Annotated in this window: 11 protein-coding genes; 6 read left to right on the top strand and 5 right to left on the bottom strand. The window is 62.2% G+C overall.

The annotated features are described in order from the left end of the window. The 5 genes from EOA28_RS07265 to EOA28_RS07245 form a co-directional block, all read left to right on the top strand. On the top strand, window positions 1–554 hold a 554-nt coding region (locus EOA28_RS07265; protein WP_148670666.1), incomplete at its 5' end, for an electron transfer flavoprotein subunit alpha/FixB family protein. A gap of 1 nt (window position 555) precedes the next feature. Next, the gene (locus tag EOA28_RS07260; protein WP_127386242.1) at window positions 556–2,481 is read left to right on the top strand and encodes a (Fe-S)-binding protein; all 1,926 of its coding nucleotides are present in this window, start codon (window positions 556–558) and stop codon (window positions 2,479–2,481) included. 662 nt (window positions 2,482–3,143) lie between these two features. Continuing rightward, window positions 3,144–4,049 carry a ribonuclease Z gene (locus EOA28_RS07255; protein ID WP_127249266.1) on the top strand — a complete coding sequence of 302 codons (906 nt, stop codon included), beginning with the start codon at window positions 3,144–3,146 and terminating at the stop codon, window positions 4,047–4,049. 9 nt (window positions 4,050–4,058) lie between these two features. Further along, window positions 4,059–4,526, top strand: a complete 468-nt coding sequence (locus EOA28_RS07250) for a metallophosphoesterase family protein (RefSeq protein WP_127249254.1) — start codon at window positions 4,059–4,061, stop codon at window positions 4,524–4,526. Between the two features lie 1,038 nt (window positions 4,527–5,564). Next, a complete protein-coding gene (locus EOA28_RS07245; protein ID WP_245484061.1) occupies window positions 5,565–8,492 on the top strand; it encodes a trifunctional glycosyltransferase/class I SAM-dependent methyltransferase/polysaccharide deacetylase in 2,928 nt (975 codons plus the stop codon). A 55-nt stretch (window positions 8,493–8,547) separates the two neighbouring features. On the opposite strand, the gene EOA28_RS07240 is transcribed toward EOA28_RS07245, so the two are convergent. From EOA28_RS07240 to EOA28_RS07220, 5 genes are all read right to left on the bottom strand, one after another. Beyond that, window positions 8,548–9,228 carry a redoxin domain-containing protein gene (locus EOA28_RS07240; protein WP_126081354.1) on the bottom strand — a complete coding sequence of 227 codons (681 nt, stop codon included), beginning with the start codon at window positions 9,226–9,228 and terminating at the stop codon, window positions 8,548–8,550. A gap of 19 nt (window positions 9,229–9,247) precedes the next feature. Further along, on the bottom strand, window positions 9,248–12,547 hold the full coding sequence (locus EOA28_RS07235) for an adenylate/guanylate cyclase domain-containing protein (protein WP_127249253.1): 3,300 nt from the start codon (window positions 12,545–12,547) through the stop codon (window positions 9,248–9,250). A 239-nt stretch (window positions 12,548–12,786) separates the two neighbouring features. Continuing rightward, complete coding sequence (locus tag EOA28_RS07230; protein ID WP_127249252.1) at window positions 12,787–14,172, bottom strand: hypothetical protein; 1,386 nt, start codon at window positions 14,170–14,172, stop codon at window positions 12,787–12,789. 50 nt (window positions 14,173–14,222) lie between these two features. Further along, entirely contained in the window at window positions 14,223–14,744 is a 522-nt protein-coding gene (locus EOA28_RS07225) for a GNAT family N-acetyltransferase (RefSeq protein ID WP_042639164.1), read from the bottom strand. A 176-nt stretch (window positions 14,745–14,920) separates the two neighbouring features. Continuing rightward, on the bottom strand, window positions 14,921–15,772 hold the full coding sequence (locus EOA28_RS07220; protein ID WP_245463372.1) for a hypothetical protein: 852 nt from the start codon (window positions 15,770–15,772) through the stop codon (window positions 14,921–14,923). Window positions 15,773–15,947: 175 nt separating this feature from the next. Between EOA28_RS07220 and EOA28_RS07215 the strand changes: the two genes are divergently transcribed. Continuing rightward, on the top strand, window positions 15,948–16,262 hold a 315-nt coding region (locus EOA28_RS07215), incomplete at its 3' end, for a DUF5939 domain-containing protein (RefSeq protein WP_245501486.1).

Genomic DNA, 16,262 nt, shown 5'->3' with positions numbered 1-16,262 from the left:
TCCTCGCCGAATGCAGCGTGCCGCTGCCGGCCATCCTGATGGTCAATCCCGGCGCCTTCGCCGAGGCGGAACGGCGCGCAGTCGATCCGTCCAAGCTGCAGCATTCCGACGCCACGTCCATCGTGGCCGAAGGCAAGGTGCGTCTCGTCGGCGTCGACGTTCCCAACTATGACAGCGTCGACCTCACGACGGCCGAGCGGATCGTCTGCGTCGGCCGCGGCATCGGCGACGAGGCCAGCATCGACATCGCGCGTGGGCTCGCGGATATCCTTGGCGCGGAGATCGCCGGCAGCCGCCCGGTGGTGGACAGCGGCTGGCTGCCCAAGGTGCGGCAGGTCGGCAAATCCGGCCAGAAGGTGAAGCCGAAGCTCTACCTGGCGCTCGGCGTCTCCGGCGCCCCGGAACATCTCGAAGGCATGTCGAAGTCGGACCTCATCATCGCCGTGAACACAGACCCCAAGGCGCCGATCTTCAATGTCGCGCATTTCGGCGCGACCTGCGACCTGTTCGATCTCGTCGCCAATCTGAGCGAGCGGCTGCAGCCCGGCCGCTGATATGAGCGAAACGCCTATACTGTGGATCGTCACGCTGGCGGCCGTCGCGCTGACGTTCTGGCGCTCCCGCCGCTACATCGCCGCGCTGGTGCAGGCGCCGGGCGCAAGCCGCTTCGACCAGCCCTGGCGCCGCCTGGAAGGTGTGGCCATCGCGCTTGGCCTGCATCGCAAGATGCTGCGCAAGCCGCTCTCCGGGATACTGCACGCGCTGATCTTCGTTTCGTTCTTTGTCCTGTTCACCGTCACGGTCGAGGCGTTCGGCTCACGCCTGTTTCCCGGCTTTTCACTCGCGCCAGTTGGCGGCGACAGCTGGATCGCCTTGCTCCAGGATTTGTTCGCGGTGCTGATGCTGCTGGGTCTCGGCCTGGCCGTCTACCAGCGCTATATCCTGAAGCCGGCGCGGTTCAGGGGTTCGAGCGGAACCGATGCGGCGATCATTTATGTGCTCATCCTGCTCATCGTCTCATCCCTGCTGATCGAGGCCGGCGCACGGATCCTCGGCGGTGCCGACGGCTCATGGCGGCCGGTCGCGTCGCTTATAGCCGATCTGCTCCGTGCGTTGAGCTTTCCCGCCGATCCGGCGGAGCGGATCGCCTATTGGGTCCATATCGGCGCCATCCTCGCCTTCCTGATCTATATTCCAGGCTCGAAGCATCGGCACATGTTCCTGGCCGCGCCGAACATCTATTTTCGCAACCTCGAAGCGGCCGGGACCGCGCCCGCCGTGCCTCCCGATCGCGAGAGTCCGGGCGTGGCTTCGCTCGCCCAGTTCGACTGGAAGCAGCAGCTCGACCTCTTGTCCTGCACCGAGTGCGGACGCTGCCAGGCGGTCTGCCCGGCCTATGCCTCGGGCTTGCCTCTCAGCCCGAAGATGCTGATCACCGATATGCGCGACGCGCTGGCGAACGACGCGTCGGTTCCTCTGGTCGGCGGAGTGATCGCCGAAGAGACGCTCTGGGCCTGCACGACCTGCCGCGCCTGCATGGAGGCCTGTCCGGTCGAGATCGAGCATCTGCCCAAGATCAACGACATGCGGCGCCATCTGGTCGATGAAGGTCATGTCAGCCCCATGCTCCAGGACGCGCTGTCGAACCTCACGCGCCTCGGGAACTCGATGGGCAAACCGTCGAAGATGCGGGCGCGCTGGACCAAGGAACTCGGCTTCCCGGTCAAGGACGCGCGCAGCGAACCGGTCGACGTGTTGTGGTTCGTCGGCGACTACGCATCCTACGACCCGCGCGTCCAGGACGTGACCCGCAAGGTCGCCGAGCTTTTCACGGCCGCCGGCGTCGATTTCGGCATTCTCTTCGATGCCGAGCGCAACAGCGGCAACGACGTGAGGCGCGCCGGCGAGGAAGGCCTGTTCGAAACACTTGCCCAATCCAACATCGACGCGATCCGCGCCTGCAGCTTCAACCGCATCGTCACCACGGATCCGCACAGCCTCAACGCGCTGAAGAACGACTACCGCCATTTTGGCGGCGCGTTCGAGGTGCTTCACTACACGGCGCTGCTTGCCGAACTGGTGGCGGCGGGCAGGCTTGATATTGCCCCGGCCGACGGCGCCACGGTGACCTATCACGATCCCTGCTATCTCGGTCGCTACAATGGCGGATTCGACGCGCCGCGTGACCTGATCAGAGCGGCGGGCTATACGCTGCACGACATGCCGCGCTGCCGCGAGAATTCCTTCTGCTGCGGCGCCGGCGGCGGTCGCATCTGGCAGGGCGACGACGGCGTCAAGGAACGCCCCAGCGAAAACCGCATCCGCGAGGCGCTTGGCCTGGGCGTCGGAATCTTCGTCGTCGCCTGCCCCAAGGACAAGGTCATGTACACCGCCGCCACCGACGCGCTTGGCGTGGCAAGCAGTTTGAGGATCCTCGACGTGGCCGAGTTGATCAACCTGCGCGAGGCATCTCGTGCCTGACGGTTTTCTGGATTGCTGGCGGAGCCGGCATTCCGGCACCGCTCGATGCCGGAGACGGGAAGTGCTGCGTAGTCGGGATGAACTTTGGGCAAGTCTGCTACCTGTGTGGCTCACAACGTCCGCTTTCAGGCTGCGGGGACTGCGCCTAACATCAGCAGGAGGCGCAAAGCGGTCATCCGTGGCTGTGTAACAAACTGGGTAACCAGCCATAAGAAAATTCCAATAATTTCAATGGTTTAAACAAGAACTCGAAAGAGGCTCTCTCCGCCATCGCTGTTGCTACGATGTTGAATCGCCTGCAGATTTCGCAACCCTAGTCTTCAAGGCCCGCATTTTACCCCACATTTTGAACAGGATGTGGCGGCTTATTGAGCGACCGAAGAGGACAAAGCATATGAGATCAAATCATCGCGGGACATGCCGGGCCCGAAACCCCGGAAGGACAAAGAGCGGGATACCCGGGAGGCGGAGGCCAAACGCCCGACAAGACCAATGACCGGGACCGCGACCTCGTCCACGGTGATGGTCAAACCTCCGGGATAAAGTCTGAGCAGGGCGTGGCCTCAAAATAGTCAAAGACAGCCACGGCAGGCTTGCCCGGGTAGAAAGCGTTGTTTGCCCGCTTTGAGGCCTTACCGCTCGCGGGCTAGACTGGCTCAATGATTTTCAAACTAACGTTTCTTGGCACCTCGGCCAGCGTACCCTCTGCCGAGCGAAATCACCCTGCCCTGCTCATCGAGGCCGGAGGCCACCGAATTCTGGTTGATTGCGGGGAAGGCACGCAGCGCCAGCTGCTGCGCAGCGGCGCCGGCTTCAGGCGGCTTCATCGCCTGTTGCTCACGCATGCCCATTTCGACCATATCCTTGGAATCCCCGGCCTGTTCTCGACACTCCGGTTGCGGCAAAGTGACGATCTCCTGACCGTCCACGGAGGCTCGGACACCCTGGACCTCGTTGTGCGCATGCTCGCTGGTCTGTGGGGTGAAGGACGAGCGCCGATCCCACTAAAGCTCGAGCCGCTGACGCCCGGCCGGTTTTTCGACGCGGACGAATTCATGATCGACTGCTTTCAGGTTCGTCACCGCGACACCGATAGCTACGGCTTCGTGCTCGAGACTCCACCGCGCCGCCACCTTCGCGCCGAGCACCTCACGTCTCTGGGCGTGCCAGACCGTCCAATCAGGAAAGAACTGGTAGAAGGCCGGTCTATAACCCTCGTCGATGGCCGAACAGTTGCTCCCGAAGATGTATTAGGCCCGCTGGAAGCAGGCAAGAAGCTGGTCATCATCGGCGATACGGAGTCGACCGATGATCTCGCGGACCATGTCCGCGGCGCCGACCTTCTGGTGATCGAGGCCACCTTCCTGGAACGGGATGCGACCATGGCCCGCGACTATGGTCATCTCACGGCCGCGCAGGCGTCATCCCTGGCAGCGATGAGCGACGTGAAGCAGCTCGTTCTTACGCATATCTCTGGTCGATATGCCGACGAAGAAATACTCGCGGAAGCCGTGCGGACATTTCCGAACAGCCGTATTGCGGCTGATCTCGATGTGCTCACCATATAATGGCCGACGATGAAATTCAGGTTAGGCATCATTTCTGACACGCACGGCCTATTGAGGCCTGAGGCGGAACGACGCTTGGCCGGGGTAAACCACATCATCCATGGCGGAGACATTGGCAGTCCTGACGTTATTTCCGGGCTTCAGCAGATCGCACCGGTTACCGCGATCAGAGGCAACGTGGATACGGCCCGGTGGGCTTCGACCTACGCCGATACGGCGTTAGTGCGGCTGGCAGGCCGAACCTTCTACGTCCTTCATGATCTCAAGGCGCTTCAGGTCTCACCAGCGGCACTCGGCATCGACATGGTCGTGTCGGGTCACTCCCATGTGCCAAAACTCAAAACCGTTGACGGTGTGCTCTACCTTAATCCGGGCAGCGCCGGTCACCGTCGTTTTAAGTTGCCGATCACGCTTGCGACGGTTGATATCACGCCTGACGGTCTACAGCCGGCTATTCACGATCTAAGTAGCGGCTAAGGCGCGGGCTCAAGGCGGTCGGGTGCCAAGCGGGACGCATCGGCCGAATGAACGCCCGCGCGCGATCAATCATGCGGCGCGGGCCAGATGCGGCCAATGCGTCACAGCCGATCGACGTGCTCGGGTTCGAAATCACCCGGCGGAACCTTTCCTGCCCAGCCTGACGGGGTTACGCTGGTTAGCAAATCAGCCTTCCTGAGAGGCTGCTGCCAAGCCGGCAGGTCATCCCAAAAGTGTCTTCACGTTGTAACCTCCCAATTGCAACCTGCATCGACGCGCTAGGGAATATGCGCCAACCGGGCGAGATTTGAGTTGGTAGGTCCCGCTGCCGGTTAAGAAGGCGTCCGGGAGTCTCGTTTGGAAGCAGCCAACGGTCTTGCCGCCTTAGGGACAACGCACAGGGTATTCACCTCAGTGACTCAGCCCCACCAGCGCGATGTCAGCTTTCGGGAACCAACGAACGCATTTGCTAATGGATCATCTTTTTACAGGCACTGCCGAATCGGCGCCCGCGGCTGTGATCTGCATGTGATGGCCCCGGCATCGCGGACGGTGCAAACAAGGTCCGTCGGCTCTACCTCGGCCATCAGTTTGCGGACTATATCGAACGCGCTTTTCATGGCCTCGCCTTGGCTCTTGAGAGAGGTTCCGTGCGCATCACGATAGACATCCCCGCCTTAGTAGTAGTCGGCCGGCGGAGCTTGCGATTCTTCTTAAAGGGATCGACTAAAGCGCTCCCGAGGCGTGTCCGGAGGCCTGCGCTCGCCGGCTGAAATCGGTCCGCCGAATGCTCCGGAAAAGCCTGGAACCCATAGGTCCTGGGCCATGTTGATCGATCTCGCGAATCTGCCTCCCGACGCGCAGCTTTTGCAGCGTCTCGAGCGCGACATGGCTGCAGCGGTCGAGAGCCGCGACGGCTGCGAGCGCAGAGCCCAATAGAGGCGCTTCATTGCCAAAATTGAATGGGAATACACACGGCAAGATCAGCCACCCAGCGATTGCAAAAGACGCCAGTTTACCATATCCATTGCGCCCGTTATGATGCCGGTGACCACGGGTTGCGCTGATGGGGACCTACCTTCGAACCAGGCGCGGGTAGACGGCGTGGTGCATAATCCTTTGGTTTCAATCGTGGTTGCCGCGCACAACGCCGAAGTGACGCTAGCGCGTGCACTCGATTGCCTTCTGAGTCAGAAAATAGAGAATTGGGAGGCGATCATCGTTGACGACGCCTCCACGGACCGCACCCCCGCGATCGCCGCCCGTTATGCGGAGCACGATAGCCGTTTTCGGGCATTGAGGTCTTGTGCGAATAGCGCCGCCGGCGCGCGCAATAGCGGGATTGCGACAGCGCGCGGAAACTGGCTCATGTTTCTTGATGCGGACGATTGGGTGGATGCCAGCTTCCTGTCGAAGATGCTGGCCGCACTGGAAACCGCCCCCGATGCAGTGGCCGGCTATTGCGGTTCCCAGCGCGTGATGCCCGATGGCGAACTCACCGCGTCTAACATCCCAACGGAGGTTGCGATCCAGCCCTTCGAAACATTCGCCCGACGGTGTGCCATACCAACCAACGCACTCCTGGTCGATCGGCAGACAATTGTCGAATTGGGCGGTTTCGATGTGTCGCTGCGTACCTGCGAGAACTGGGATCTGTGGCAGCGCGTCGCACGTCTAGGCAGAAATTGGGTGATGGTCGACGAGCCGCTGGCTTTCTATCAGGCCAGCCCCAACTCGCTCTCGGGTAATTCGAGGCAGGTGCTGGCAGATGCGGAAATCGTGATCGCCCGCGGTTTTTCTCCTGATCCCAGGGTCAAACATCCGGCATCGGCTCACGCCAATGGAGCGGTCGAGACGATCGGCCGCTCCGCATCTGAAGCCCTCGCGTGGTTCGCGTTGTGGAACGCCGCGTCGGATTGCGGCAGCGGCTCGCGTTCGATCGACCCGCAATCCCTGCGCGCGCTCCCCGCGCAACGCAAGTGGGCGCGACAGATCGCCGAGGTAGCCTTGGATGGCGTTATGGCAGGAAGCCTGTCGGCGCCGGCGCAATTGGCTGCCAGATGGGACAGGTTCGGCGGCGCCCTCACCGGGTTGATCACCAGGCTCGGAAAGGTTTGGGAAAATTCCGTCGCGGCTCGCCGCGTCCAGTATCACCTCGAACAGATGCTTCTCGACTTCGACGATCTCGCCGCGCCGCGACGGCTGGCGCTGACACTTGGACTTCGGGTCGATGCTCGAAATCCAGCCGCGACCGAACTTCCGGAAGGAATCGATCAAATCTATGCCTGGCTGATGCGGGATGCCCAGATCGAGGCTCGCGTGCAGTTTGGCGTGCTCGGGACCGTGGCAAGGCATCACTGGATTGAATTGACCGCAAATGTCGTGGCGCCGGACCAACTGACACGCGGGTCAGATCCGGACAGCCACTTCGGCAAACTCGAGCGATTGGCCGCGAAAGCGGTGGAGCTGGTACGGTGGAACGCCCAACCCACCGAGCCGCCTCCAGCGCCGCGCCATGCACGGGCCGCGGATGGGCGCGACAACGATCGCACGTCGTTCTGGAATGGCTATTTCGCGATCGAGGATCCCTGGAACTACGGTTCGTCCTATGAGCAGGAAAAATATGAGCGGCAGCTCGAAATTCTCCCTGCCGGCCACATCGACCGAGCGCTTGAACTGGCCTGCGCTGAGGGCCATTTCACGCGACAGCTCTCGCCGCGCGTGGGTCATCTGACCGCAACCGACATCTCCGCCATAGCCATCGAGCGAGCGCGCGAACGGTGCAGCGATCAGTCTAATGTTGAATTCGGCGTGCTGGATTTCGATGCGGACACGCTGCCGGGCGGGATGGATCTGATCTTTTGTTCGGAAGTGCTCTACTACCTGGATGATCTGGATGAGTTGCGGCGCATCGCTAACAAAATTGTCGAGGCGTTGGCGCCTGGCGGCAGTTTTGTCACCGCGCACGCATTCGTGCTGCGCGACGATCCGAAAAGGACGGGCTTCGACTGGAACACATTCGGTGCGCAAGCGATCTCGGAGACGCTGTCGGCAACCGAGGGCCTCGTCCTCGAGCAGTCAATCCAGACCGAACTCTATCGCATAGACCGTTTCCGCCGCCTGTCGCCGGGCGAGGTGGCGACCGAACCGAGGATTGACCATTTGCCGGTCCGCGCCCGAGTCGAAATCGGGGTCGCGCGAAAAGTCGTCTGGGGGGGGGCGCGGGCCTTGCGCCGCGACGTCGCCCGCAGCGAGCGGCGGCCGCATATCCCAGTCCTCATGTATCACAGCGTCGCCGATGATGGTCCGGCCGGGCTTGCCCGTTTTCGGCTCACGCCCGCCGCGTTCGCCAGTCAGATGGCATGGCTGCGCGCCAATGGCTTTCACGCGATTGGGTCCGAGCAGTTGGAACAGTCCATCGCCAACCGCCAGCCCTTTGTTGGCCGCCCGGTGCTCATCACCTTCGATGACGGCTTCCAGAACTTTGCCGACCATGCCTGGCCGATCTTGCGCGCGAACGACTTGACGGCAGAGGTGTTCCTGGTGACGGACTTGGTGGGTGAAAGTGCAAGATGGGACGCCGACAGCGGCCCGCCGACGCCGCTTATGGACGCCGCGACGGTGCGAAGCCTCGCCAGCGAAGGTGCGTTGTTCGGAAGCCATCTGGCGACGCATCGCGCGATCGACGGTCTGTCGAGCTCTGACCTTGCCGCCGAACTCCTGCGTTCTCGTATGTTCGTCGAACGGTGGACCGGTCGCACAACCACGGCGTTCGCGGCACCCTACTCCGTCACCGACCGACGGCTTGGCCGGTTGGCCAGAGAGTGCGGCTATCGGATCGGCTTCGGCGGCAAACACGGGCCGGCGCACCTCGACTGCGATCCCATCGATCTTCCGCGCATCGAGATTCGCGGGGATCGCTCGCTCGATGACTTTGTTGCCGTTCTCGAGGCCGCGCTCGAATGAACAAATTGCTTCCGCTTTTTGTTTGGTGTCCCGCCCGACTGCCTCGTTCGCAAGTCTATTGGGCGACTTGGGACACGGCTGACATCAGCTCCCGCGGGCTTGGTGCCGCGAACATGTATCGCCCACCCTCCGGAACTTCCGTGAAGCTCCAGCGGACGATCCCCTGCCGGTCCAGTAGGAACTGGCCGATCAGTTGTCCGTGTCCCGTCGCCATCATCTGCTCGTCGGCTTCGGTCACTTCGTAGTGGTCTTTATTGTCGAGAAACTCGCTGGCCGCAAAAGGATCCATGGGACCGGGCAACTCGCCTGGTATGTTGACCCGCATATCCTTTGCCGCTGCCATCGAGACCTTGTACGGCCAGTTGGTCTCGTCTTGGGTGAATTCGAGATTGGGCAGTCCAAAGGCACGATGCGAAGCGCGTTCGGGGTCGGAAGCCGCAAGCAGATTCGGCATCGGGTGGTAACGGAAATAGAGACGTGCCCGCTCGATCGGCGTGTTGACCACCGTCAGGCTTCCCACGCCCTTTTCGCGCAGCTCCGGATCAAGCCGCGCCTGGGCGGCGATATGGCGCCGGCAGAACGCGCAATGCAGACCTCGGAAAAGGCCGACCAAGACCGGTTTTTGTCCGCGAAAATCGTCGAGCGCGATCTTGCCTTCCTGGGTTATGGCGTCGAGTACCACGTTCGGCGCACGATCGCCTGGTTGAAGCGGTATCAAGTCAATGCGCGCTGACATTGCCAACCTCCCAACCCGGCTAGTCGAGAAAAGGCAGCACCACAAGCCCTTCCGGGTCGAGCCCGTGCTGGGCGCATATACCCTGCGCCAGGGAAAAGTAGCGTTCGGCCTCGGCCAGATTGTCGAGGTCGAGATTGAGCGTTGCGAGACCATCATAGCACGGAAACAGCAGTTGCGGCTCGCCCGTTTCGCGAGCTACGTCCAGCGCTTCGTGGAATAAGCCAATCGCGAGTTCCGGACGGCCGTTGCACTGGTGGATCTGCCCAAGCACTATCAACGGTACGGACAGGTGCTCGCGCTGGTCGAGCGCCCGGTCGATCTCGATGGCCTTCTCGGCGGCCGGCACGCCCTCCGTCGGACAGCGATCCGTGAAAGTACAGCAAGCGACCGCCAGATTGGCGAGGAGGCGCGCCTGGTATCCCAAATCACCAATACGGCGCGCCACCTCAAGACCGCGCCGACAGACCTCCATCGCCTTTGCCGGGTCGATGGTCGTGTAAAGCACGCCGAGATTGGTGTAGCCGCGGCAAGCCGTGCCCATTAGACCGGCGGCTTCGGCCAATTCGATGCTGCGCTCGACCTGGCCAACGGCTTCGCGGTCTCGTCCAAGGCGTGCCAACGCGACAGCCTTCGTATTGAGCGCCTCGGCAGTCACAAGAGTGGCATCACGCCCAATCTCGGAGACATGTTCGGTTGTCAGCGTGCGTACGCAATCCAGCGCCGCGTCCGCCCATTTTGCCGCGAGAGCGTTGTCTCCGCTGCGGAACGCCTGTCGGCCACGTTCTTGCCAGAGATGCGCCTGCTCGACCGGGGCATCGGCGCCATCGAGCAGCGCTGCCGCTTCGGCGTAGCGCGATTCCGCGTTGTCCCGCTTGCCGACGTCCCAGAGCAGCCGACCGATCTTGCGCAAAACCCGCGCCGAAGCGACGCGATCGGCCGACGCGCGATATGCCTGCAGCACCGTCTCGTAGTGCTGGTGCGCGACGTCGCGGCGGCCTGCCGGGCCGCTCAAATCGGCAATGCGCTCTGCGATTGCCAGTTTGAGCGGTGTTTGCCCGGTCGCGCCCAACGCAGTCAGTGCTCGCTCGTAGAAACGAAGGGCGTCGTCGTTGGCATATATCATGCGGGCGCGATCGCCCGCCGCCTGCAGGTAACGCGCGCCCCTCTCCCGCTCGACACTCTGTGCGAAATGATGACCGAGCGCGGTCAAATCCTCGAGCCGTTCCGGCTTGTCGCCGCACAGTTGCTCCAAGGCGGCACCGACCCGCCCATGGATGTCGGACCGGCGTTGCAGGAGCAGATTCTGATAGATCACGTCCTGCAGCAATGTTTGTGTAAAGCGGTAGCTTTGCGACGAAACCGAACCTGATCCGGCTACCTCCTCTATGATTTCCGCATCGCAAAGCAGTTCGCAACCGGCTTCCAGACGGCCGGGGTCGGCTGTCACGGCTTTCAAAAGGGTCGCGTTGAAACGCGGGCCGATCACAGCGGCTTCCTGAGCCAACCGGCGCACCTCGTGCGGCAGCCGGTCGACGCGGGCAAGCAACATTGCCTGGATGGTGGCGGGAATGCCGGTTGCGACTTCGCCTGCCACTGTCCGCCATCGCTGGCCCTCGCGCATCAGTACACCGCGGTCGATAAGGCCGCGAACGATTTCCTCTACGAAAAGCGGATTGCCGCCCCCGCGCTCGAGGATCTGGTCGGGAAGCCCTCCTGCTGAGTTTACCCAACTCTCGCCGAAAAGCGCCGCCAGCAGTGCGCGTCCGTCATCATTGTTGAGCGGCGAAAGCCTGAGCGCTGTGTGACTGACCCGACTTGAGTCGAGCTGGTCGTTGTCCGGCGCCGGACGATGCGTGACCAGCAACATCAACCGCGTGCGTTCCAATCTGTCCATCACGAAACGCAGTGCCTCGAGCGACGCGGCGTCGGCCCAGTGCAGGTCTTCGACGACAATCAACAGCGGCGATAAAGCAAGCCGCCGTTCGATGATTGTGCGGACTGCGTAGAGAATTTGCCGACGCAACTGCTCGGGCTCGACATGCTGCAAGGTGGCATCGGGGTCGCCAAGGCCAAGCACATGGTAGATCAAAGGCATCAGCCGATCCGCCTCCTCGCCCTCCAGGCCGAGATCGGTTAGCAAGCCTGCGAGCTTGCCTCGCATCTCCTCCCCATTGTCGTTTTGCATCATCCCGGCAGCGCTGCGCACCACTGCGCCCAAGGCGCCAAATGATTGTTCCCCCAGCGGTGAGCACGTCGCCTGCCGCACGGCGACGTTGCGAAAACGATCCTCGTCGCCGACGCGGGCGACGAACTCCTTCACCAGCCGCGATTTCCCGATACCGGCTTCTCCGACAAGGCGGACAAGCTGGGCCGAGCCGCCGCACGCCTGGTCAAGGCTGGCCAGCATTCTATTGAGCTCCGCACCGCGGCCTATTATCGGCGCGCTCAGGCCGAGCGCCTCGAGCCCACGCGCTGCACGCGGCGTCGCAAGCGGTGCATCCAGTCGATGGACGAGCACGCTGCCAGCCTTGCCGCGAAGCGCGACATCGCCCAGCGACTCATATGAGAACGCATGGCGGGTCAGCCTGTGGGTGAGCTCGCCGACCAGCACCTCACCCGGTGCGGCTAGCGATTGTAGGCGTTGCGCCGTATTCACCGTGTCGCCGGTCACCGAATAGGATTTGGCGGTGCCGATGCCCAATCCTCCAGTAACGACCGGACCAGTGTTTATGCCGATGTGGAGTAACAGAGGCGAGCCGGAGTGGGAGGTGCTTTCGCCGAGCCGCGCCGTCCGGGCGATCATGTCGAGAGCGGCACGAAGCGCACGCTCCGGATCGTCTTCATGTGCGACCGGCGCACCGAACAAGGCGAGCAGCGCGTCGCCGATGAATTTGTCGACGAAACCACCAAAGTTTCGCACGGCCGCCGTCAATTCCTTAAACAAGTCGTTCTGCAGCGCTTGCATGACCTCTGGGTCGAGCTGCTCGCTGAGCGTCGTGAAGCCGCAAAGGTCCGCGAACAGGACCGTCACCGTTCGGCGATCGGCGTCGGAGGCGGGATGCAGCCCATCTTCGCTTTCGATGTTCCCAAGCAGCGACGGAGTTCGAGAAGGCGGCACAATGGTCCGGCTTGGTGTCGGAGCGGGACGCTCGACGACCTTTGCGGACGCACCGACACCAGCCCCGCATTTCGGACAGAACTCGAAATCAGGTGCGCAAAGGTAGCCGCAACTGGCGCATGGCACGGGCTGGCGCTTGCCACACTTCGGACAGAAGGCGAAACCGCGCTCAACCTCGAAACCGCAGCCCAAGCAGTCCATGCAACAAGACCTCACTTGCGGCCGTGACGGGCATGATCTCGCCACGTACTTCACGGCCAGGGTATTCACACAAGGATGAACCGATCGCCGTCGACCGGCAAGCGCCAGCGCAAATGGGCATGGAGCGACCAGTATGGGTTCAAGGAGGCAGCCGGATCAGAGGCCAAGTTCACCGATAGGTCGCCGTCGGTTGGCGTTGCGCACTAGAAAATCAACCTGAATAGGGCCTGAAGCAAGGCTCAGGTCCCCTTGATCTCCGCCCGGCCGATCTTGCGCCATCGGGAGTCTTCGCGGACCAGTTTCAGGTCGTCGGTCGTGTCGGCAAGTGTCCGCAAACTATATTGCCGGAGCAGTTCCGGGAAGAGCGCCCCTTCCGGCAGGCCGGCAAGCTGCTCGCGGACCGATATCTTTTCATCGATGACTCGCATGCCCCAAGCATTTTCGCGCACCTGCAGCTCCGCAGCCAGATCGCGCTCTTCCGGCACGTTTTCATCCAGCGCGGCCAGCAGGATCGAGTGGAAAAGCGCTACGTAGCCAATCTGTCTCAGGCCGCCCACGGCCCGCACGCGCGGCAATATGGCAAGGACGAGGAACATCAGGAACAGGTTCGGCAGCAGCACGCCATCCAGCAGCGCCTGCCTGAGATGCGGCCGCTCGAACGGGATGGAAAGACCGTGCGGCCTGTCAGGCTCGATCAGGTGTCCGTTGTCGAGGGCGAGCTTGCGCACGCGCTGCTCGCGGATGCCCCAGAAATAGTCCGTCGCATTGGGCAGGAATCTGCCAAACGGGCCCGATGCGGCCTCTTGCAACGCATGGTCGAGACGCTGGCGCCTTGCGGGCTGGGTGAGCAGCCTGGAAAGAAGGCTGCCGTCATATTCCAGATGCCGTGCCATGGCAGAAGCGGCGAGCCGATCATCGATGAAGACGGGAGCGGCCATGCCGGAACGATCCCAATTGGCGACCAGATCCTCATTGAGGGCCGTCAGCGCATCGGCGGCGGTTCCAAACACCTTGTCCTGGCTGGAAAGCAGTGTGCCCCGCCAGCGGCTGCCATCCGTTTCATCGCCAACCGCTTCGAGCGCGCGCTTGTTGAGGGAGACAGGACCGGCCACGCAGACGCTCTTGCGGCACAGTTTGTGGCGCCCCAAGCCAAACAGGTTGACCTTGTCGTCGCCGACATCGAGCCATCCCGGCCCCTCCCGGCCAATGGTCTCCATGGTCATCGTCGTGCCCATGAAGCCGACGAAGGCCGACAGCCCGTTTTCTACCGCGCCGAGCCAGGCAAGCAGCAGGGCATCGAAGGTAATCCGATCCATCAGGAGGAGGCAGTGCAGGCCGGATTGAATCACCGGTCTGTGCTCGAACTCTTCGAGGACCTTAGCGACTTCCTCAGGCTGCATAATTACGTCGAGGCGCTGACGCAGGACGTCGCGCAGGATCGAGCGGGCGGCGATCGCCGGGCCCGATACAGGCCTTGCCACCGGCCGCCACAGATGGCGGGCGTAATCGGAAACCGGTGCATTCCAGTTCTGCTCGATGTCGCGCACGACTTCAGGGCAGAGCAGCGACAGTACAGCCAGAATTTCCACCGGAGGCGTAGGGGTTGGATCGAAGACGGCGGTCATTGATCCCGTCTAGCCGCATGTGGTGCAAACGCCAAGGGAAACAGCGAATCTTAGAACCGCAGTCGGGCCATGCTCAGGAGGTCGTGGTACTGCCCGTCAGTAAAGCCGGCCTTCACATGCCGACCTTCGACCTCGAAGCCGTGGCTTGTGTAGAGACGGATGGCCGGTTCGTTGTCGGCATAGACGGTCAATTCGACCCGCTTCAGGGCCCGCCAGTTATCGGCCACGTCGAGCAGCGCGCCGAGTATGGCAGAGCCGATGCCCTTGCCGACAAAGGCATCGTCAAGGCCGATGTTGATCTCGCCGACATGCGAGCGGCGCGAACCCTGCACGACAAGGTTGCCATGGCCGACGACCTTGCCTTCCAGCTCCGCCACGATCCAGGTGGTTTCCTGGCCGGACTTGGCAATGCGCCGCTCCACCTGCTCCACCCGCTCGAAAGGCATCCTGAGAGTGCCCTGGCGAAAGCCCGGCATGTTGAAGATAGCGCAAAGCGCCTCCGCATCGCTTGGCCGGACGGCTCGAAGCTGCGGTTCGATTTTCTCGGAGGATGGCGAGGTCGTGCTGGTCATGGCGTTCCCGGCTAGAGCAATTCTAGGAAAGGTGTAAGCGGTTTTCCGCCCGGAATTGCGTCAGAACAACGAGATAGAGCAGTTCGCCGTTTCCTTTGAAACGGTGAAATGCTCTAGGGCGATCGGCCCGGCACGATGCACCGGACTTCACTCGAAAATCCAGTCGTCTCCATAGTCTATGATGCCGATTGCGAGCTAAAATACCGGAAGGCAGCGTAGAATTTGAAGACGCCGCTGAGACCGATCCAGCCGAAAAGGGCGAGCCAGCATAATGTCTTTGTTGCCGTCCAGTCGATCCGGTGCACCGCAGCGTCGGTGATGACCAGGCCAAGGATGGCTAGCAGGCCAACCAGAAGCTGCGCCAGACCGAGCACCAGCAATTCCTCGCGCGGAGCGTTTTTCCATAGGAGATACACGCCGCCGGCGCCGGCGAGGAAGATGGCGCTGTAGACCTGGGCGTGGAAGGGATCGACCGGCCACGGCCAGCTGCTGCTGACAACCCGGGGGAACAGCAACATGCCGACGCCGTATAGCCCAAGGATCGCCGTTTCCGCTGACATGTAGCCGCGCCATGCGGGGGTTAAGGCCACGCCTTTTGCCGAAGGACGGGCCCTGGCCCGCCACAGGAACAGCCCGGATACCGCGGCCGAGGCAAGATAGACAAGGAACCAGAGCCAGGCCGCTTTTCGTTCGAAGTTGAAATAGCCGAGATTGATGAACGAAGCCGCCGACACGATGACGGTGAAAATGAAGGCCATGACGAGCACCAGCCTGCCGGGCGACCAGCGATTCCAGAACAAGAGCGCCGCCATCACCGCCATTTCGGCGGTGTAGAAGCCGCCGAGGAAGCGGGCGCTGAACGGCGTGACGGGCCACGGCCAGCGCGGCTTGACCAGCGTGGGCGCGAAAAACAGGCCGGCGCCCACGATCAGGACGACGATGACAGCCGCGGAGAAAAGGCGAAGGGCCCCTGGAAGCGGCGGATTGTCGGATTTCGGCATGAGAGAGAGCCCAAGATGAATGCCCATGGACCATCATAGTGCCGCTTGCAGCCGGTGAAAATCTGCCGAGTGGAATTGAACCGTCATCAGGCTTTGTTCTATTCGAATGGCCGTAGGGTCAATTTAGACGTAAAATGGAGCATTCGGACCAAAGCGCGGTCCAGTTAATACGCCTCGGGGCGGATTTTACGGAGCCTGCACGATGAACGAAGCTCAGGATCTGTTCTCGCTTCTGCGGCAAACGGCCGATGTCGATCCGCCGGCAGTTGACGCGATCAAGCGAGCCATTGCCGAGGGCGAGGACCGCGAACTTTGCCGCATCAATGTGCTCGCCTTCGCCAGCAAGCATGGCCTCGACGAGGAGCGCGCCATAGGCGCCTTTCTCCACGCCGCGCGGGTAGGCATCTTCGACATTTCCTGGAATGTTCTGTGCCCCGGCTGTGGTGGGGTGCTCGACACCAACGCCACGCTGAAAACCCTGCAGAAGGACGAATACACCTGCGCGCTGTGTTCCCAG

Origin of the sequence: Mesorhizobium sp. M2A.F.Ca.ET.067.02.1.1, assembly GCF_004023285.1 — a bacterium.
In the GTDB taxonomy this organism is placed as follows: Bacteria; Pseudomonadota; Alphaproteobacteria; order Rhizobiales; family Rhizobiaceae; genus Mesorhizobium.
Note: the sequence above shows the minus strand (reverse complement) of the source record. Positions and strands in the feature narration are given on the sequence as shown.